The organism is Chryseobacterium nakagawai, from assembly GCF_900637665.1.
Lineage (GTDB): Bacteria > Bacteroidota > Bacteroidia > Flavobacteriales > Weeksellaceae > Chryseobacterium > Chryseobacterium nakagawai.
Genome location: NZ_LR134386.1, coordinates 3,386,995 through 3,406,229, shown reverse-complemented (window position 1 = coordinate 3,406,229; position 19,235 = coordinate 3,386,995). Strand labels below are relative to the sequence as shown.

Annotated in this window: 16 protein-coding genes; 11 read left to right on the top strand and 5 right to left on the bottom strand. The window is 35.8% G+C overall.

The genetic code is table 11. The features are described from left to right. Positions 1-151: 151 nt before the first annotated feature. Complete coding sequence (locus EL260_RS15360; protein ID WP_123856182.1) at positions 152-733, bottom strand: hypothetical protein; 582 nt, start codon at positions 731-733, stop codon at positions 152-154. 527 nt (positions 734-1,260) lie between these two features. Between EL260_RS15360 and EL260_RS15355 the strand changes: the two genes are divergently transcribed. Continuing rightward, on the top strand, positions 1,261-2,469 hold the full coding sequence (locus EL260_RS15355) for a PepSY-associated TM helix domain-containing protein (protein WP_123856181.1): 1,209 nt from the start codon (positions 1,261-1,263) through the stop codon (positions 2,467-2,469). An 11-nt stretch (positions 2,470-2,480) separates the two neighbouring features. Further along, positions 2,481-4,604, top strand: coding sequence for a TonB-dependent receptor domain-containing protein (locus EL260_RS15350; RefSeq protein WP_123856180.1), 2,124 nt, complete (start codon positions 2,481-2,483; stop codon positions 4,602-4,604). A gap of 254 nt (positions 4,605-4,858) precedes the next feature. Here EL260_RS15350 and EL260_RS15345 read toward each other — a convergent pair whose 3' ends face one another. After that, positions 4,859-6,061, bottom strand: a complete 1,203-nt coding sequence (locus EL260_RS15345) for a YncE family protein (RefSeq protein WP_123856179.1) — start codon at positions 6,059-6,061, stop codon at positions 4,859-4,861. A 6-nt stretch (positions 6,062-6,067) separates the two neighbouring features. Beyond that, the gene (locus tag EL260_RS15340; RefSeq protein ID WP_123856178.1) at positions 6,068-8,428 is read right to left on the bottom strand and encodes a TonB-dependent receptor; all 2,361 of its coding nucleotides are present in this window, start codon (positions 8,426-8,428) and stop codon (positions 6,068-6,070) included. 533 nt (positions 8,429-8,961) lie between these two features. Here EL260_RS15340 and EL260_RS15335 point away from each other — a divergent pair. From EL260_RS15335 to EL260_RS15320, 4 genes are all read left to right on the top strand, one after another. Then, positions 8,962-9,327 (top strand): BlaI/MecI/CopY family transcriptional regulator, encoded by a 366-nt coding sequence (locus EL260_RS15335; RefSeq protein ID WP_123856177.1) that lies wholly within the window; start codon positions 8,962-8,964, stop codon positions 9,325-9,327. A gap of 5 nt (positions 9,328-9,332) precedes the next feature. Continuing rightward, entirely contained in the window at positions 9,333-11,051 is a 1,719-nt protein-coding gene (locus EL260_RS15330) for a M56 family metallopeptidase (RefSeq protein ID WP_123856176.1), read from the top strand. A 55-nt stretch (positions 11,052-11,106) separates the two neighbouring features. Further along, a complete protein-coding gene (locus tag EL260_RS15325) occupies positions 11,107-12,012 on the top strand; it encodes a GLPGLI family protein (protein ID WP_123856175.1) in 906 nt (301 codons plus the stop codon). Positions 12,013-12,115: 103 nt separating this feature from the next. Beyond that, entirely contained in the window at positions 12,116-12,682 is a 567-nt protein-coding gene (locus EL260_RS15320) for a sugar O-acetyltransferase (RefSeq protein WP_123856174.1), read from the top strand. Positions 12,683-12,736: 54 nt separating this feature from the next. Here the strand turns inward: EL260_RS15320 and fsa are convergent, their stop codons facing one another. Next, positions 12,737-13,390: a fructose-6-phosphate aldolase gene (gene fsa / locus EL260_RS15315; RefSeq protein WP_123856173.1), complete on the bottom strand. Its 654-nt coding sequence runs from the start codon at positions 13,388-13,390 to the stop codon at positions 12,737-12,739. Between the two features lie 231 nt (positions 13,391-13,621). Here fsa and EL260_RS15310 point away from each other — a divergent pair, with 231 nt between their 5' ends. Next, entirely contained in the window at positions 13,622-14,110 is a 489-nt protein-coding gene (locus EL260_RS15310; protein ID WP_123856172.1) for a YdeI/OmpD-associated family protein, read from the top strand. 94 nt (positions 14,111-14,204) lie between these two features. Here EL260_RS15310 and EL260_RS15305 read toward each other — a convergent pair whose 3' ends face one another. After that, positions 14,205-14,768 (bottom strand): tetratricopeptide repeat protein, encoded by a 564-nt coding sequence (locus tag EL260_RS15305; RefSeq protein ID WP_123856171.1) that lies wholly within the window; start codon positions 14,766-14,768, stop codon positions 14,205-14,207. Positions 14,769-14,952: 184 nt separating this feature from the next. Here EL260_RS15305 and pepE point away from each other — a divergent pair, with 184 nt between their 5' ends. The 4 genes from pepE to EL260_RS15285 all read left to right on the top strand — a co-directional run bounded on the left by pepE (position 14,953) and on the right by EL260_RS15285 (position 19,201). Further along, on the top strand, positions 14,953-15,645 hold the full coding sequence (gene pepE, locus EL260_RS15300; RefSeq protein ID WP_123856170.1) for a dipeptidase PepE: 693 nt from the start codon (positions 14,953-14,955) through the stop codon (positions 15,643-15,645). Beyond that, positions 15,645-16,508 carry a hypothetical protein gene (locus tag EL260_RS15295; RefSeq protein WP_123856169.1) on the top strand — a complete coding sequence of 288 codons (864 nt, stop codon included), beginning with the start codon at positions 15,645-15,647 and terminating at the stop codon, positions 16,506-16,508. The genes pepE and EL260_RS15295 overlap by 1 nt, the downstream gene beginning before the upstream one ends. A gap of 146 nt (positions 16,509-16,654) precedes the next feature. Then, entirely contained in the window at positions 16,655-18,028 is a 1,374-nt protein-coding gene (gene dacB, locus EL260_RS15290) for a D-alanyl-D-alanine carboxypeptidase/D-alanyl-D-alanine endopeptidase (RefSeq protein ID WP_123856168.1), read from the top strand. 6 nt (positions 18,029-18,034) lie between these two features. Beyond that, positions 18,035-19,201: a sensor histidine kinase gene (locus EL260_RS15285; RefSeq protein WP_123856167.1), complete on the top strand. Its 1,167-nt coding sequence runs from the start codon at positions 18,035-18,037 to the stop codon at positions 19,199-19,201. Positions 19,202-19,235: the final 34 nt, after the last annotated feature.

The window sequence follows — 19,235 nt, the reverse complement described above, 5'->3', positions numbered from 1 at the left end:
AGAGTTTATGCAAATTTTCTCCGCCTTATTTCTACTTTTTCCCCAAGTTTTATGATTAGTACCACAAAACTGCTTTTTTGGCGGGGATTTTTTGCAGCAAAAAAGAGAACTGTTATTCAGTTCTCTTTTTATATGTTCGTTTATCATTTTTTTATTGGGCTAATTGAGCATAAGGAGTAAGTTTATTCTCGTCACTCATAGTAGTTCCCAAAAACTCTCTCTTTTGGTCAGCCTTCATTCTTCCTGCAGCATCATTGGCATTGAAATAAGCTTCAGTAAGTTTCGTTGCAATTTCAGCCGGTTTGAAATCAAATTTCGTATCCCCTTCTACTCCTAAATATCCATTTTTTCTGGTAAGGTTAGAAATGTAGTTACCATAATTGATGAATGTATTTCTAAGGTATTGCGTATGGTATTCCATACATTTTTTAGCTTTCTTGGAAGAATTGTTCATAATACAGTTTTTCATATTGTTTCTGTATAAAAACCATTCAGATTCTAAGATGCCATATTCTTTTCCCAGTGCTGTCTTTCCGTTGATCACAATATTATTGTCCCCTTCTTTTGTTGCAATGGCCTGAAGATGTTGAATGACCAATGGTACTGTAGCTTCAATCTTAGATTTGGTATCCTTTAGTATGCTAAGATCAGCAGCAGGAGATTTTTTCTTTTGAGCTGTAGTAATGTTAAAAATGAGCAGCAGTAGTACAATCAATAAATTATATCTTTTCATGAGAAATTTTTAAGGCACTAAAATAAATATAATTTCCCGGTTTTAACAAATTCATTTTCATTTTATTTAATAAAATTTAACAAATCTACAATGTAATTTGTTCATTGTTGTATAAATGATGGTTTTGAGTTATTTGTTTTGGCGATTTTTTTATAAAATTTCTTAATAGTAAATAAAATTCATTGCTATATCTGATGTTCATATTTAATTTGCAAAATCTAAATGCAGTATATTTTGAAATGTATTGGTTTTCATTTCTGAAGCTGAATGAATTTCAAATCCTTCTCTTGAAAATTTATAAGGATTTTACTATTATTTAAAGTGAATATTCATTTCTATAAGTGTGATATTTACATTTGCTTTGTGTAAAACAAGCCTTCTCTTTATCTTTAGATGACATCTATTCTTATAAAACCTAATAAAAATCAGGTTTCTCACGTAAAATAAGCTTTCCCGCTGTTTAGAATTATTACAAATAAAGTTATATTTGTAGCTTCTTTATTTTTAATAAGACTAAATAATAATAAATGCAGAAGATCACTAAAAAGAAATCCCAAGGTACCTTCAAAAAATATATTCTGAAAGCTCATTTGTGGCTCGGATTACTTTCCGGTATTATTGTTTTAATTGTTTCTTTGTCAGGCGCATTTTTTGTTTTTAATGAAGATATTACGGCTGTTTTGCGTAAGGAACACACTTTTCACGGGGAAAAGGGTATCGAGCATAAGAAGCCTATTCCTTTACGTGAGTTGAAAGATCTGGTTAATGCCCAGCTGAAAAATGAAATTGTAAAAGCTGATGAAGTCACCATTCCTATAGATCCTGCCCGTTCCTATCAATTCGGACTGATTAAAGGGAACCCTGATGGCTGGCATCACTTTAATAGCATTATTGTTTATAAAAACGTTTATGTCAACCAATATACCGGAAAAGTACTCGCAATATATGATGTAAAAAATAACCCTTTCTTTGTCTGCATGGCCCTGCATCGTTCATTGCTGCTGAGTAATAAAGTGGGAGGTACTATTGTGGGAGTATCTACTATTATCTTTGTGATCATGCTGGTAACAGGGATTATTCTGTGGTGGCCTAAGAATAAAAAGATGCGTAAACAGCGTCTGTGGTTTCAATGGGAGAAGGTAAAAGGCTGGAGACGTAAGAATTATGATGTACACAACATTCTTGGGTTTTATGCTTCCTTTTTGGCCCTGATTGTAGCGATTACCGGCATTATGTATTCGTTCCGTATTACCCAAATGTGGGTCTATGTATTACTTAATGGCTTTTCCTCTGCTACACCAGACTTCAGTCAGTACAAAACAACCGCTCCGGAATCCATAGAAACAGTAACAACCATAGATCGAATTATAGAACAGGTAAAAATTCATTATCCGGAAGCCTATTCCTTTGGAGTTGATTTGGAAGATCATACTGATGCAGATCATCAACATGATAACTTAAGCATCTGGATTAAAGAAAAGGAATTTACTTATGGAGAATCTTCCATGATGATTTTTGACGAACATTCAGGGAAGCTTCTGTTTAACCGCTCACACGGAGATAAGGCTATGGCCGAAAGAGCGACAGATGCTACTTATGATTTGCACGTGGGAGCCTTTTTTGGAATGCCTGGAAAAATACTGGCATTTATCATGAGTTTATTCTGTGCCTCATTGCCAGTAACCGGATTTATGATCTGGTGGGGCCGAAGAAATAAAAAGAAAACAACAATCTAAAACCATTATTCATGAAGAAACACTATATATGGCTACCTTTATTGGCGAGCCTGAATGCCTACGGACAGACAGAAAACCAAAACGATTCTTTGCAGACAGATAAAGTTTCAGAGATTAGTGGCATCGTAGTAAAAGGTAACAAAGCGGTTTTTCAGCAAAAAGCTGATAAAATGATTTTTAATGTTGAAAACAGTGTATTATCTGATGGTACTACGGTATTGGAAGTACTGGGAAAAACACCGGGGGTAGTGGTCTCGCAGGATGGTGAGCTATCCTTACGCGGCAAGAAAGGAGTAAGTGTAATGATAAACGGTAAGCTGAGCTCGCTATCCACAAAAGAGCTGGCCAACCTCTTGCGATCTACCAATTCTACACTGGTCAAGAATATTGAAATTATTGCCAATCCTTCTTCCAAATATGATGCTGCCGGAAATGCCGGGATCATTAATATTGTGCTGAAAAAAAATTCATTGGAAGGACTTAGCGGAAACTATTATTTGAATGGCGGAAGAGGCCGTAAAAATAGAATTAATACCGGAATGAGCCTAAACTATACCCATAAGAAACTCTCTTTGCACGGAGACTATAGTTATACCTTCCGTGGAGAGGAAGAAAGACGGAATTTCAGTCAGGTTTTCTTCGACGAAAAACAACCTCAGCAGGTGACCCGCAGAACAGAGCAGCATTCAACAACCAATGAGCCTTTGACTTCTAATAACTTTAAAGTAGGTGCGGATTATGCTTTCAATGATAAAACAAGTATTGGCGCGTTATTCGATGCTAAAATAGGACGGTATGAAGATTTTTCAAAGGGTGAGAACAGAATATTTCAGCCTGTGGGCAATCTGTTTGCCCATGTACTTTCGGATAATCAAAGCAAAGAAAACTGGTACGATTATACCTATAATCTAAAGGGTACCCATATCTTCAACGATAAAGATTATAAAGTAGACGTGGATCTGGAATATGAAACATCACGGTTCACCTCCCGTCAGAATCAACTTTCAGATGCATTAGTGAATCAGGGAACAGAGAAATTCAACAACAGAAGAGGAAGTATTGCTTCCCGTCTGAAAGTTTTCAATGCAAAAGTAGATTTTACTCTTCCTTTTAGCGAAATGCATAGTCTGGAAACAGGACTTAAATCTACCGTAAAGTCTAATAATAATCCTTCAGAATATTCAATACAGCAGGGTGAAGAATGGATCAATGATGATAAAGCAAGTAATGAGTATGTATACAAAGAGCAGATTCATGCACTATATGCCAACTACAAGCTAAATCTGACGAAATGGACCTTCCAGCTAGGGTTGAGAACAGAAATTACCCATACGGATATCAACCAAAAAACGTCTCAGGAACAGAGAAAAAGAGATTATACCAATCTTTTCCCGAGTGCATCAGTTAAATACCAGATGAACGATCAGCATGGATTCTACGCATCGTATAGTAAAAGGATCAACCGACCGAGCCATTTTGATCTGAATCCGTTCCGTTTCTATGATGATCCATTCAATTATTGGCAAGGAAATCCCAATCTGAATCCCGAATTTACCCATGCAACAGAATTAGGATACACTTGGGGGAAATATATTATAGCATCAGCTTACTTTAGTGTAACGAACGATGTAATGACGGAAGTCTACAATTACCAGCCGGATACAGGAATTTTGGTAAAGACCCAGGACAATCTGAATAAGTCTTATGTATACGGAGCCAACATAACGGCTACGACAAAGCTTTTCAAATGGTGGTCGCTTACCTCTATGCTGAATGTTTTTAATAATGAATATAAAGGGAATTACCAGAATTACTCAGTAAATAGTTCGCAGCTGGCATTCACACTCAATGCACAAAACAGTTTCAGCATTGCAAAAGGAGTAAAAGCAGAGATGAATGGACAGTATTTTTCAAAATCAAACATTGGTCTGTTTATCCGTGATGCTTATTTTGACCTGACATTGGGTGTTTCCAAAACATTATGGAAAGACAAAGCAACCGTAAAGCTGGCCGTTACAGACTTACTAAAAACAAATAATTACCGCGTAACAGGTGATAACTTCAGTTCTACGATCCGACAGAAATACAATCTGGATAGTCGTGTGGTAACATTATCGTTCAATTATAAGCTTTAAAAGAATTAGAAAGAAAGTTATCATTAACTTAGAATACAAGAATGACCGGAAAAAATTTTCGGTCATTTTTCGTGTTGCAGATTATCAGTCTCCGAATAGCCTTGCCAAACAGAGTCGAAAAGATGTAGTTTTTTCATCATTAGACTAAACAAGCCATGGATGTAAGCAGAAATAAAAAACTGCTCTCAAAATGATTGAGAGCAGTTTTTATCAAGTCAATATCCTGTATGATATCCGAAATTAATAGGCTATGATTAACCATAGAACTTATCGAAGCGGGCAAAGCCGGAAATATTATCAGGAAGTTTCATTCCTTTAATTATTTTGTCTGTCTGCAGATCATAGATCCATACATAGTTACCCCCTTTACTTGCATTTACAGCAATATATAGCTTTTTATCCTGAACAAATAGACCTTGTTCATAAGGTTCATCTCCAGGCAGCTCATCCAATACTCTAACCAATTGTTTGGTTTCGATATCTATTATAGCATAACGTCCATTATAGGTATTTCCCAATGCCGGATCACGATACAGAACTACCATTTTATTGTTCCCAATATAATCGATCATTGTTTCAAGTGTTTTGCCCCCTACAAGATCTGTAAGGTTGATCTGATACCCTGTATCAGGTGAAGTTGCTCCTTTAAGAGTTCTGAAAAGATAAATTTTATTTGATCCGGCTCCTACACGTGGAAAACAGGTATAATAAAAAGCTTCATTATCTTTTCTGAAAGCGGTTTTAAAATAGGGAGAACCATTAGCCACACCAGAGCTTCGGCTATCGCTTGCCGAGTGTTTTACTTTGAAGGTTTTATAATCTATTACCGCAAAGTTATAATATTCCGGAGTGATCCATTTGCCATTACGGAAACTATACTGCAGATAGATCTGTCCGTCCATATAGGTCATAGAGCCTAATGTATAGAAATTATAAGCATTGGGGAAAGGTTCAAATCCATCGATCTCACCCTGACGGATAATACTAAGGTCTGAAGCATTGAATACCGAATAACGTATATGCTGGCCATCACCGGTTTCTCCAACAATTACCAAGGTATTATCATCTATCCAAACATAGCTGGAAATATCACTGATAAAGGTATAAGGGACTTCTTTTGCCGTAGTCAGTCTATCCTGAGTATATTTGAATTTTTTAAATATACCCTGATCAGTTTTGTAGTTATAGATAAAACCATTTTTTACAATGTAGGAGTAGGTTCCTTTAGAATTAATCTCGTCACCTTCCTTGGTAATATCCATCGCCCCTTTGGTAAGATCGTTGGTAGCCGTCATATAATGTACGGTATTGGGCCAGCTTCCTAAAGCGGAAAGCAGGAAATATTTATAGTCTTTTTCGCCGCTTCCGGAATCTCCGTAGTCTGGTTCGCGTTCACAACCAATGATGGTTAAACATGTAAGTATTAAAAATATACTGTTTCTGAAATATTGTGTCATGGTCTTTTACTTAAGTAGATATCTGAATTTTATATAGAAAGCACGTCCTTGCTTCTGAAGTTTGAAATTGTCATAGGCCAGTGCATCACTAAGGTTGGTGACATCAAACGCCACATTGTACCTTCCGTTCTTCATAGAGTAGCTGATCCCAATGTTGTGCAGGGTTTGTCTTGGAATAATGGGAATATTTCTTGGATTTCCATACGTTTTCCAGTTTTTGTAGAACCACTCAGTCATTTGTAATCCATAGTAAAACTCTAAACGGCTGTCTTTCTGAAGCCAGTCATCTTTACCAATGCTTACATTTACATTTCCAAATAACCAAGGCTGGTTAGGAACATCCTTTTTGTAAGTTGCTGAAATTACATCTTCGCTGTTGTTGGCAAACTTTGTATTGTCGTAAGCTTTGTTGTAGCTTACATTCATCAATACATTCAGGAGCCTTTTGTATTGGTAACTCAGCTCTCCTTCAAGTCCTTGTGTAAAGATATTGGATAGGTTTTCATATTTGAAAGTACTGTTGTACAAATTAGGAACGGTGAAAATAAAGTCTTTTGTATCACGGATGTATCCTGCAGCTTCTATACGGAAAGCATGTTGTCCCCAATGATGATTGTAGTATAAGCCCACGTTTACATTATTACTGGTTTCAGGCTTCAGATCCATATTACTGGTTACAGCAACACCATCTCCGAAGATTTCCTGTGGTTCTACCAAGCGGTAAGAGCGTTCAAATGATCCTTTAAGTCCCAGCTCATTCGTGATTTTAACCGTTGTTGCAAAACCATAACCCCAGTTACTGAAATGATCTTTTACCGGACTATCAGTCCTGGTCACCTGATCAAAAACCATTTTTTGTAATCCTACTTGGTAATATTTAGCAAAGAAAATATTCGTCCAATGTCTATTGAAAAACTCTTGTTGATAGGCCATAGACAGTATTTGCTTGGTCATTTTCGCAGGAAATACATTATCTTTTTCCTCTTCCAGTTTATTGAACGTGATATTTTTAAGATAATCTATTACATAATTAAAGATCAATTTGTGATGATCCACTATTCTGTAAGTAGCTCCCATTTGCGTATAGAGACGGTCTTCATGCTGCATAATTATACTTTTACCTCCTTTTTCACTGGTTGCAGAAGGTTCAAAAGTACCATCCCAGCTATATTTGCGCATAAGGGTATCGGTTGCTTTCTGAACACTTCTGGAAAAACCTGCATAGACATTTACATCCAGATGATTATTGAAGAGGTTCGCTTTTTTATACTTCATAAAATAATTATGAGCTTCTCCGCTTTGCTTTACTCCACCATACACTACATCCTGGTTGGAACCGGTCTGGATCTGTTTGTCAAAAACGGATTGTGATGCTCCTACAAAGAAAGAATCTGCCCAGCTTTTGTTTTCTACTCCAAGTTCAGCCATCCCAAAAACAGATTGATATCGGTCATTAAAACGTTTTAGATTTCTTGGTTCGTATTCGTTTTTAGCAGGATTCCAGATTTTCATATCCTTCATCAGATAATTGTTATCAGAATGGTTATAAAAGCTGTTGATGCGCAGGATAATTCCTGTTTTATCATCTTTAAATTGTCCATTCAGATTGATACGCTGTGTATTAAAAGATCCTATACTGATCCCGGCATCCAGATAGTTTTTACTGCTTCCGGGAGTAATAATATTAACAGCCCCACCCATAGCATCGGTACTTAGGTGGATAGGAACAACGCCCTTATAAATTTCTACACGCTCGGCCATATTTACAGGTAATGTACTCAGGTCTACGCCTTTTCCAAGCATTTCCAAAGGAACTCCATCTATAAAGAATTTTACAGCCTTACCGGACATTCCGTTAATAGAGAAGTTATAATCGGAACCTATACCTCCCTGCTGCCGAACTTTAATCCCTGTGGTTCTGTTCAATACCTGGTTTAGATCGGCTGTGGTATTGGCCAATTTTGCAACATCTATAGCATTCACGGTGAAAGCACCGTCCTGTAATGATTTTACTTTACCTTTTCCGTGTACAACAACCTCTTTTACTACTGATTGATCTTCGGTTAGCTGAACATTTACCGCAGATACTTCGTTGCCGAAGTTGATTTTCCTTCTGAACTTTTTATAACCATCCAGATGAAAGACCAAAGTAGCATCTCCTTTTTTGTAGCTGATCCTGAAATTTCCGTTTTGATCGGTTTGTGTTTTAATTTTTGTGTTTTCAACAAAAATGGTTACGCCACTTAATCCCTGTTTTGTGTCATTTTGTACAACTCCCTGAACCGGAAATCCAGTATCCTGTGCTTGGATTTGGGAAATTGAAAGAGTAAAAATGAGAAAGATAAAAATACGCTGGTATAATTTCATTATTTATAATTATTATAAATAGCAAAATTAAAGGGTTCTAATGAATCGTCAAAGAAAACAGCTTCTTTATTTTTAATTATTCTAATTATAATTAAATTTGATTTATGATTGAAGTCAATAATAAATTATAACTATCTTATAATCAAATACAAATTATTCAAGTGTAGGTTTATCGGACTGTATTAACACGAAAAAAATCATCTGCTTATTGATTATATAGAGTATAGGTTATCAGTTTTGAATGTTTCTTAAAAAATCATTAAATCTCTACTTTTTCTTAGTATGTTTTAAGAATTTCAGGCAGAAACCTATCTTTTTATGTTGATAAATGGGTGATCGTTTCACTTTGTTTTAAAATTAATATATTTGATTGAATTTTATTGTATTGATTTACAGTTGATTATATTATTTCAATGACTTATCACTAAAAAAATAGTTGTTAGATTCAATTTTATTTCTACATTTGTATAACTAATTTCTTAGTGATATGGGAATCATCATTTGTATGTCACTTTAATGATCAATGAAAGGATATGAAAAACCAGACTTTAACAAAAGCAGAAGAACAGGTCATGCAGTATGTATGGAAATTGGAAAAAGGATTTCTTAAAGATATTCTTGACCTCTTTCCTGAGCCCAAACCACATACCAATACCGTTTCCACTATTTTAAAAGTATTGAAGGAAAAGGAGTTCGTAGACTATAACGTACACGGAAGACAACATGAATATTTTCCATTGGTAACAAAAGAACAGTATTCAGGGAAAACCATGAAAAGCCTTGTGAAAAATTATTTCAAAGGATCTTATAAAAGTGCCGTTTCATTTCTGGTAGAAAAGAATGAAATGACTGTAGAAGATCTTGAAATGCTGTTAAATGAACTTAAAAATAAAGACTAATAACCATGGAAACTCTACTTCTGTACTTTGGAAAAGTAATTTTATGTTCTGGTGTAATGTTTTTGTATTATCAATTGTCTTTAAAAGACAAGACATTCCATCATTATAATAGATTCTATCTTTTGTTGGCAATTGTGGTGTCACTGCTGCTGCCCCTTATCAAACTGGATGATTTTACGATAGAGGTTAATAGTGATGTATACTTGTTGTTGGATAAGATTCAGAATTTTAACACACAAAAAAACGTAAACAATGGTAACCTTTATTTTAACATTATTTTTTCAGCTCTGGGACTGGTTTCTTTCTACTTTTTAGGAAAGCTTATCTACGGGATTGTTAAGATCCAGCAGTTTAAGGAACAGTTTCACAAAGAAAGTTTTGACGGGATCAATTTTTACCGTACAGACTTAACCGAAGCTCCGTTTTCATACTTTAAGAACCTTTTCTGGAAGAATGCCATTACCCTGGATTCTGATATCGGAAAACAGATTTTAAAGCATGAGATGGTACATATTGAACAGAAACATTCATTCGATAAAATTCTTATTGAAGTGATGACAGCTATTTTCTGGTTCAACCCATTCTTTCATATCATTAAAAGAGAAATTAGTTTAATCCATGAATATCTGGCTGATAAAAAAGCCGTAAAGAATTCGGACACCAAAGCATTTGCGCAGATGCTTTTAGCAAGCCACTTTTCCGGAACACAGTTGCCTGCTGCCAGTCCGTTTCTAAGTTCAAACCTTAAAAAAAGACTTAAGATGTTACAAAAACCAAAAACCAAATTCGGGTATGCGCGAAGAATCCTTGCATTGCCGGTTTTATTCACCGTAGCTTTTGCTTATCTGGTAAATGCTAAGAACAGGGAAATTGAGGAAACGAACCTCTCTATTAAAAAAGTAGTTTCAGAAATCAAACACGATACGGTAAAAGAAAAAACAGAACAGAAAAAAATAAAAGAAGCTGAACCTGGCTCTCCTGGTACTGATCCTCAATTGGCTGAACTTGAAAAAAAGCTGGCTGAAAAAGAAAAAGAACTTGAAGGGTTGGATCCAGAGTCTAAAATTTTCGATCAGAAGATTGAGGAAATAAGTTCTTTAGCCGGAGAGATTGGTAATATTACAGCCAATATGGAAGTTGATAAATATTTCAAATCTGATGAATGGAAAAAGCAGATGAAGGATCTTGAAAATATGGATCCGCTTGATAAAAAAGAACTTCGCAGAATTAAAAAAGATGCTCAAAAAGCAGCAAGAGAAGCCAGTAAAGCAGCGATAGAAGCTGAGAAAATTGGAAGAGAGGCCGAAAAAATCGGCAGGGAAGCTGCAAAGATCGGAAAAGAAGCTGCACAACAGGCAAAAATTGAAATCAGCAAAGCAAAAATAGAAAGTGAGAATGCAAAAATTCAAATGGAGAAGGCCAGACAGGAAGCTGAAAATGCAACGACAAGCCCAAGAGTTGTAACCCTAACAGGCTCTCCTAAAATCATGGTTATGCAGGCAGACTTCATTAAAAAAGACGGAAATGGGAACATTACCATGAATGGAGTGAAGAAGTATGATATGAAAGGTTGGGATAATATTAAATACTTTGTGAATGGAAATGAAGTTTCCAAGGAAGAAGCTCTTGCTATAAAACCTGAAAATATTGAAAGGATTAATATTATTAAGGAAAATGTAGTACGAGGAACACAGAATGAAATAAGAATTCAGACAAAGAAATAAAGTTCAACCAGGCTTTGCCAATATCATATTGACAAAGCCTTTTTTATCATCCATTATGAAAACTAAAATTCTATTTTTTATATTCCTGGGAATCCTGACCAATGCACAGGTCAACAGGTTTTTCTATGAATACACGTTTATTCCGGATTCTAATAATAAAGATGATGTGAAGAAAGAAATGATGTTGCTGGATATTGATAAAGATGGGTCCAACTATTATAGCCGTGATAAATTTGTGGCAGATTCTACCGGACGTGCCGAGCTTGAAAAACAGTTGAAATCCGGAAGCGGGAGCATAAGTGTAAACAAAAGAGACAAACCTGGGACGGTCTCCTATAGAGTAACCAAACAGTACCCTGATTTTAAAACCTATCTTTTCAGAAGTATTTCTATGGATAAATATAAAATTAAGGAAGACAAAAAGCCTGAATGGAAAATTTTACCTGAAAAGCAGAAAATAGGGGAGTACAATGCTCAGAAGGCTACAACAAGTTTTGGCGGAAGAGACTGGACGGCTTGGTTTACAACAGATATTCCTATTCAGGACGGACCCTATGTTTTTTGTGGGCTTCCGGGGCTTATTGTAAAAATAGAAGATACCACAGGATCTCACAGCATGCAGCTCGTAGGTAATAAAAACCTACAGTCTCCAAAGAAAGAAGAAGGATTAGAGCTTCCGGGAAATGTAAAAATACTGGGATTGGATGGTAAAGATATTGAAGTGACCAAAGACCAGTTTAAAAAAGCCTGGAAAGCCTATGTGAATGACCCTACAAAGAATATGAGAGAGCTCATGATGAGAAATGGTGGTGAAGCAGGAGGAAAAGTCGCCTTTAAAGTAAAAACGGCAGACGGTAAAGAATTCTCAGACCCCAATCAGGTATTCAAAGAAATGGAAAAGCGAACAAAAGATATGCTTCAAAAAGACAACAATCCGATACAACCGGATCTGGTGAACTAAAATTATTATTTTCTACTGAACAGGATGATCCAAAAGATGATCCTGTTTTTTGTTTATATAGCTCAATATTTCTATTTTTAAACCACATAAACCTTAAACCTCTATGACAGAAAAAGAAAAATGTGAAGCTGGACTTTTGTATGATGCCAATTATGATACAGAATTAATCGGGGAACGTGTGGCTTGTAAAGATTTGTGCTTAGAATATAATGGATTGAAGAATTCTGATCCAGAAGGGAGACGGCAGTTGCTCAAAAGAATTCTGGGCAGTACAAAAGAAAATGTATGTATTGAACCTTCCTTTTGGTGTGACTACGGGTATAATATTGAAGTGGGTGATAACTTTTATGCCAATCATAATCTTGTGATTTTAGATTGTGCTAAGGTTAAGTTTGGTGATAATGTCTTTATAGGACCCAATTGCAGCTTTTATACAGCAGGACATCCGCTTGATGTGAAACAGAGAAATGCAGGGTTGGAATATGCCCATCCGATTACGGTAGGAGATAATGTATGGTTGGGAGGAAATGTAGTGGTCTTACCTGGGGTAACCATCGGAAATAATACGGTAATAGGAGCAGGGAGTATCGTGACTAAAGATATCCCGGAGAATGTTGTTGCCGTAGGAAATCCTTGTAAAGTGGTGAAAAATATTGAAGGAAATGAATAAAATAAAATCCCGGAACAAAGTTTCGGGATTTATATCTGAAAAAACAGTCAGGAATTAAGATAACTTCTGAGAATCAGCAATAAACTGAGCCAATCCGCTGTCTGTTAATGGGTGCTTTAATAAGCTCAAGATTGGAGGAAGTGGAGATGTAATCACATCAGCTCCAATTTTAGCACAGTCGATGATGTGCATTGAGTGACGGATAGAAGCTGCAAGGATTTCAGTTTCGAACATATAGTTATCGAAAATTAATCTGATCTCCTGGATAAGGTTTAGTCCGTCTGTAGAGATATCATCTAGTCTTCCAAGGAATGGAGAAACATAAGTTGCTCCTGCTTTAGCTGCCAAAAGAGCTTGTCCTGGAGAGAAGATCAATGTACAGTTTGTTCTGATTCCTTTATCAGAAAAATATTTTAATGCTTTGATACCATCCTTAATCATTGGAATTTTTACAACGATATTTGGGTGGATTGCAGCCAATTCGTCTCCTTCCTTAATCATTTCCTCATAAGTTGTAGAAAGTACTTCAGCAGAAATATCTCCGTCTACAAGCTCGCAGATCGTCTTATAATGGTTTTTGATCGCTTCAGCTCCCTGAATACCTTCTTTAGCCATTAATGAAGGGTTGGTCGTTACACCATCTAAGATTCCAAGATCTTTAGCTTCCTTGATTTGCTCTAAATTAGCTGTGTCAATAAAAAATTTCATTTTGTTAAATAGATTTATTGTTACAAAGATAAGTCATTTAATTGAGTTCTGGGATATGATTTTTTTGAGTACATATTGGGGAAGAGTTATAGAATACGAGCATGATTGTGTGGGAAGTCCGAAATAGGGTATAAGATAAAAACTCAAGAAGAAGTAATAATTACGGTAGCAAAAACAAAATTCATTGAATATAAAATCTAATAGTTAATTTTGCTTTAATACTTATACCCAATGAAAAACGCCACTTTTACAGCGACTTTGGAAATAATAGGAATCAATCCTTTTGTCTTTGTTCCCGAAAAAATTCTGGAAGCTACTTTCGAAGCATCAGGAAGAAATAAAAGTCCGATTCCGGTAAAAGGAACCGTGAATGGAAAGGAGTTTCAACAAAATCTGATGAAATACTTGGGAGAGTGGAGACTGTATGTCAATTTAACCATGTTGAAAAACTCCCCAAAGAGAATTGGAGAAACCATTGAGGTGATGTTGGAATATGATGATACTGACAGAAGTATTTCCATACACCCTCAATTAGAACAGGCAATAAAAGAGAGTGCGTTGGCTAGAAATAACTTTGAAAAACTGATTCCTTCAAGACGACATGAATTGATCCGTTATATCAACAATCTGAAAACTGAAGCCAGTATTCAGCGTAATATTGAAAAAATCATCAGGCATTTGCATGGTGAAACAGATTTCTTTGGGAAGAAGATTGAATAGGAAGTCAGGAACCAAACATCAAAATTTCATGGAAGAAGTGATGATAAAATAAAAAAGCAAAATCCGGAACATGTTCCGGATTTTGCTTTTTTATCTATGAATTTAAAGTTTTGCTCAATTTTATGGCGTCCTGGTTGTTAGGATCGTATTTCAACGATTTTGCAATATGCTCTTTTGCTTTATTAGGATCACTTTGTTGCTCTGAGAAGGCAATATAGAAATAGGCATAGGCCAGATTCTTTTTATTTTGTTCAACTTCTTCAGGTTTTACTGCAGCGATATACTTTTCATAAGCAATTTTTGCATTAGCATCATCTTTAGCCGACTGATAAGCATAGGCCTGGCTGTAATAAGATGGAGCCCAATCTGGTAATAAAACAGATATTTTTTTCCAGGTATCAATTGCATTGGTCCAATCGGATGCTTCCTGGTAAACAGTTGCTAATTTAGCTAAGGCTTCCGTATCTTTTGGATTGGTTTCAATTTGTTTTTTAAGACCTTCTATAGTAGGATTTGTTGATTGAGTGGCAACAGCGGTTTGATTTGCTGTGTTGTTGGCACTATCTGTTTGAGTGGTTTGAGCACTTACAAAACTAGCACTTCCTACAAGAATTAAACCTGCAAATAGGTTTTTGATATTTACTTTCGGCATTTTCATAATCTTATATTTTAATAATTCTGAAAATTAAAATTCAATAATAATTCCATAAAAGTTCAAATTTTAGAGGCTTTAAGTTTTTTTAGAAAATATTAACGGGATTCGCGTTTTTTTTAGATTAATTTTTGATTCGTTGCTGTTTGAGGCTATCTTTGTAAGTCTATTTTTATAATCAAAATATCATATGAATATCATATTAGCTTCCACATCCACACTTTTTGGTGGAGAATATCTGGAATATTTAAGAGAAGAATTAATTCAACTATATGCAGGAATTGATGAAATTGTTTTTGTCCCTTTCGCACGACCAGGTGGCATTTCCCATGATGAGTATACGGCAAAAGCCCGTTCATTTTTCGAAACCATTAATATTAAAGTAAAGGGTCTTCACGAATTTGAAGATAAAATTGAAGCTTTAAACAAGGCAAAAGCTTTTTTTACAGGTGGTGGAAATACATTTTTATTGGTGAAAACATTGCACGAAGAAGGATTGATGTCTGTTTTAAAAGAAAATGTAACCCATGGAAAACCATACCTGGGATGCAGTGCAGGAAGCAATATCGGAGGACAGAATATGAAGACTACGAACGATATGCCGATTGTTTATCCGCCAAGTTTCGACTGTATGGGACTGGTTCCTTTCAACCTTAACCCGCATTATCTTGATCCTAACCCGGATTTAAAGCATAACGGAGAAACCAGAGAAACCCGTATCCTGGAATTCCTTACGCAAAATGACCTTAAAGTAGTAGGCCTGAGGGAAGGAAACTGGATAAGAAGAATCAATGAAACCATTACTGTGGAAGGAAAAGAACTGACCAGAATTTTTGAAAAAGGAAAAGAACCTTACGAAATAGAAGCAGGAAGCTCATTATAATGAAGCAGGAAGACCTCAATTGTTTTATAGAACGCAATCTGAAGAATTTTTCAGTGAACAGTACCGGTTGGAATACTCTGATCGGAGAAATGCTGTCTGAGTTGATTAATGCAGGATGGAATATAGAGCATGATGTTTTTGGAAAAGAAAAATTCGGGGGGCTGCGATGCTCTATTTATTCTGAAAATGAAGAACTGAATGCCAATCTGAGAAAAATCACTAATAAATATTCCCAATTGTCTCAAAAGGTCTGTGAGATTTGTGGCAATGAAGGGAAACTGAGGACGATTGATTCGTGGGAAACAACTTTATGTCTTAATCACTTTCTTGATCAGAAACCCATCATGGAAATTGATGAAAAACAGAATATTACTTATAAGAATAAATCGATTCTGAATGTGAAGGATATCATACAGACTGAAGTGGAATTCGATTTGAAAAAACTGAAACTTTACACAAAAAATCACATTAATAACGACGAATATTTCTCTTTTTCCTGCTATGAACCGAATTATTATCTGCTTTTGAAGACTATTCCGCAGCACTTATTTCCGGAAGATCTACGGAACAGAATTTCAGATCTGTTCCAGAATCTCCAGAACTGTGAGATCTGCGGGCATGTAGCTGTATATCATAAATCCTGTTTACGCTGTCATAATGAACCTTGGGGTACCAGCGAATATCATGAAGAAGACTATGAGGGAAAGTCAGAATATATAAAAGAATGTCAAATGGATATTTTCATAGATGAAGATGGTTATGAGGAATGTTTTAAATATGATTGCTCTTTTGAGAAAATTCCTGACCATCAGATTCTTTTCACTCCTGAAGATCTTGAAAAATACAAAAAGTTATTATTTTAACTATATTTGATTTAGAATTTTTAATAAGATAATGATATACAATTTCACATTAGAATGGTACCATTATAATATGAAGATAATAGGATCAATGTAAAATTTGTAAATGCTTGCTTACCAGCAAAATTTTAGCACAAAACAACAATGCAATGAAAAAAACACTTGCAGTTCTCACACTTTCTGTACAGATTGTTTCGGCCCAGAATATGGTCCAGAAATTAGATAAAGCAACCAAAGATCTTATGGACTCTTCAGGGGCTGTTGCTTCTAATTTATCATTTTATGTGTCAGATGATAATGGCAATTTTATATATGAATACCAGGGGAATAAGGGGCTTTCAACGGCTTCTACCCAGAAAATATTTACAGCAGGCGCTGCGTTAGAAACATTAGGGAAAAATTATACCTATACTACCACTTCAAGTTATTCCGGAAGTATATCCGGAGGAAATCTGAACGGAAACCTTTTCATCAGCTCCAATGGTGATCCTACCTTGGGAAGCTGGAGATATGAAGCATACAAACCTGAAAGTTTTAAAAAGAAGCTGATAGAGGCTGTTAAAAATTCCGGAATTACAAAGATTTCCGGGGATCTGGTGATTGATGACTCTTATTTTGACCATCAAACCATTCCCGGAGGATGGCCGTGGGATGACCTTGGAAATTACTATGGAGCGGGAGTTTGGGGAATCAACTGGAAAGAAAATCAGTTTGATATCAACATCAATGGGACAGATTTTAAGAGCTTTTCCTATCCGCTGGAGGGTGTAAAATGGCTGAATGATCTGAAAGCGGGTGGTAGCTCCGATCAAAGTTTAATTTTTACAGCACCTCACTCCAACGTAGCTCTAATCAATGGAATGCTTCCCGGAGGAAAAACGGTAACCGTTTCCGGTTCTACTCCTAATCCACCTTTACAGCTAGCAGCAGAAGTAAAGCAATGGTTAAAAGAATCTGGGATTGAACTTGCCGGAAAAGCTCTTACTAATTCGCAGCTCGAGCTAGAAGGGAAGCAGGTTTTGGATGCTCCTAAAAGTAATGTAATCCTAACGTACCAGTCTCCAACACTGGATAAAATCGTCTATTGGTTTTTGAGAAAAAGTATCAACCTTTATGGGGAAACACTAATTAAAACTTTAGGAAAAGAGAAAAAAGGAAACTCAAGTTTTAAGAGCGGAGTGGCTTATTTAAAGGAATTCTGGAAATCAAAAGGAATCAACCCTAATATGATTAATTTTGCAGATGGCAGCGGCCTTTCACCACAGAATTATGTTGCTGCAAAAGCTGAAGTGCAAGCTCTTTTATACTCAAAAAAACAATCCTGGTTTGACTCTTATTATGATGGATTTCCGGTTCAGGATAATGGCATGAAAATGAAGAGCGGAACAATGAGAGATACCAAATCTTTTGCAGGTTATCATACTGCAAAGGATGGAAAGAAGTATGTGTTCTCCATTATTATCAATAACTATCAGGGGAGTGGAAGTGCAGAGCTGCAGAAAATTCTTAATGTTTTAAAATAAATAACCTTGAGGAAATCCATATTAACCAGATTAAATAACTGGATTATTTTTGTTGTGATGACTACTTTGGTAATCGCCATTGTAGTATCTTCTACAGCATTGATTAATTTCCTTAGAAAAGAGGAAATTAAAAGGATTAATCTGCTCTCTAAAGCAATCAGAATTCAGCAGGAAGTAAAAAGTCCTGATACTGATGTTCTGGATTTATTGCCTGAAATCCTGAATATAAACAATACCATTCCGTTCATTGTGACGGATAAATATAAAAATCCTATTCTTGATCTTGGGTATTACCGTAATATTCCTGAAAGTACAATCAAAGATCCGGTAAAACTCCATGATCTGATCATGAATATGGAGAAAAATTATGCTCCGATAGAGATTAAGGTTCCGGATGGTAATAACCAATTTGTATATTATGACAATTCACGATTGCTTAATAATCTGCAGTATTCACCTTATATTTTAGGATTGTTTATCCTATTGTATTTCGGATTTACGTTTTGGTTTTTTAAAACGATAAAAAAAACGGATGAAGGCTATCTTTGGGCTGGACTGGCGAAAGAAACCGCTCATCAGATTGGCACACCGTTGTCTTCCATGATTGGCTGGATGGAAATCATGAAATTGGAGAATCCGGATTCTGAAGGAGTGAAAGAGATAGAAAAAGATATTGAAAGGCTAAGAACCATTTCCGAACGTTTCTCAAAAATAGGTTCAGTTCCTGAGCTGAACGATATGAATTTCAACCAAACGATCCAGGAGAACTATGATTATTTAAAAACAAGAATTTCAAGAAAGGTTGATTTTACCCTTCATCTTCCCGCATATATTGTTTTGGTTCCCCATAATAAGATTCTGATGAGCTGGGTGATTGAAAACCTTGTGAAGAATGCTGTGGATGCAATGAAGGGAGAAGGAGCCATTGTAATGTCAGTTTTTGAAAGGAATAAAAACATACTCATTGAAGTAAAAGACACTGGCAGCGGAATGACGAATCAGCAGGCCAGAAATGCTTTTAAACCTGGATATTCTACCAAGAAAAGAGGCTGGGGACTGGGATTGTCATTGGCTCAGAGGGTCATTCATGAATATCATAATGGAGATATTAAGATTTCCCAGACCGAAATTGGAAAAGGAACGACTTTCAGAATTACAATTAAAAAGGGGTAAATGGGAATTCTAAATCATAGGATTAGAACTTTTT

Bases quoted from the DNA above. Each gene is read 5' to 3' on its own strand.
- EL260_RS15340 (WP_123856178.1), bottom strand. From the start codon at position 8,428: ATGAAATTATACCAGCGTATTTTTATCTTTCTCATTTTTACTCTTTCA.
- fsa (WP_123856173.1), bottom strand. From the start codon at position 13,390: ATGAAATTTTTTATTGACACAGCTAATTTAGAGCAAATCAAGGAAGCT.
- EL260_RS15335 (WP_123856177.1), top strand. From the start codon at position 8,962: ATGAAAAACCAGACTTTAACAAAAGCAGAAGAACAGGTCATGCAGTAT.
- dacB (WP_123856168.1), top strand. From the start codon at position 16,655: ATGAAAAAAACACTTGCAGTTCTCACACTTTCTGTACAGATTGTTTCG.
- EL260_RS15330 (WP_123856176.1), top strand. From the start codon at position 9,333: ATGGAAACTCTACTTCTGTACTTTGGAAAAGTAATTTTATGTTCTGGT.
- EL260_RS15345 (WP_123856179.1), bottom strand. From the start codon at position 6,061: ATGACACAATATTTCAGAAACAGTATATTTTTAATACTTACATGTTTA.
- pepE (WP_123856170.1), top strand. From the start codon at position 14,953: ATGAATATCATATTAGCTTCCACATCCACACTTTTTGGTGGAGAATAT.
- EL260_RS15295 (WP_123856169.1), top strand. From the start codon at position 15,645: ATGAAGCAGGAAGACCTCAATTGTTTTATAGAACGCAATCTGAAGAAT.
- EL260_RS15350 (WP_123856180.1), top strand. From the start codon at position 2,481: ATGAAGAAACACTATATATGGCTACCTTTATTGGCGAGCCTGAATGCC.
- EL260_RS15305 (WP_123856171.1), bottom strand. From the start codon at position 14,768: ATGAAAATGCCGAAAGTAAATATCAAAAACCTATTTGCAGGTTTAATT.
- EL260_RS15360 (WP_123856182.1), bottom strand. From the start codon at position 733: ATGAAAAGATATAATTTATTGATTGTACTACTGCTGCTCATTTTTAAC.
- EL260_RS15320 (WP_123856174.1), top strand. From the start codon at position 12,116: ATGACAGAAAAAGAAAAATGTGAAGCTGGACTTTTGTATGATGCCAAT.
- EL260_RS15355 (WP_123856181.1), top strand. From the start codon at position 1,261: ATGCAGAAGATCACTAAAAAGAAATCCCAAGGTACCTTCAAAAAATAT.
- EL260_RS15325 (WP_123856175.1), top strand. From the start codon at position 11,107: ATGAAAACTAAAATTCTATTTTTTATATTCCTGGGAATCCTGACCAAT.
- EL260_RS15310 (WP_123856172.1), top strand. From the start codon at position 13,622: ATGAAAAACGCCACTTTTACAGCGACTTTGGAAATAATAGGAATCAAT.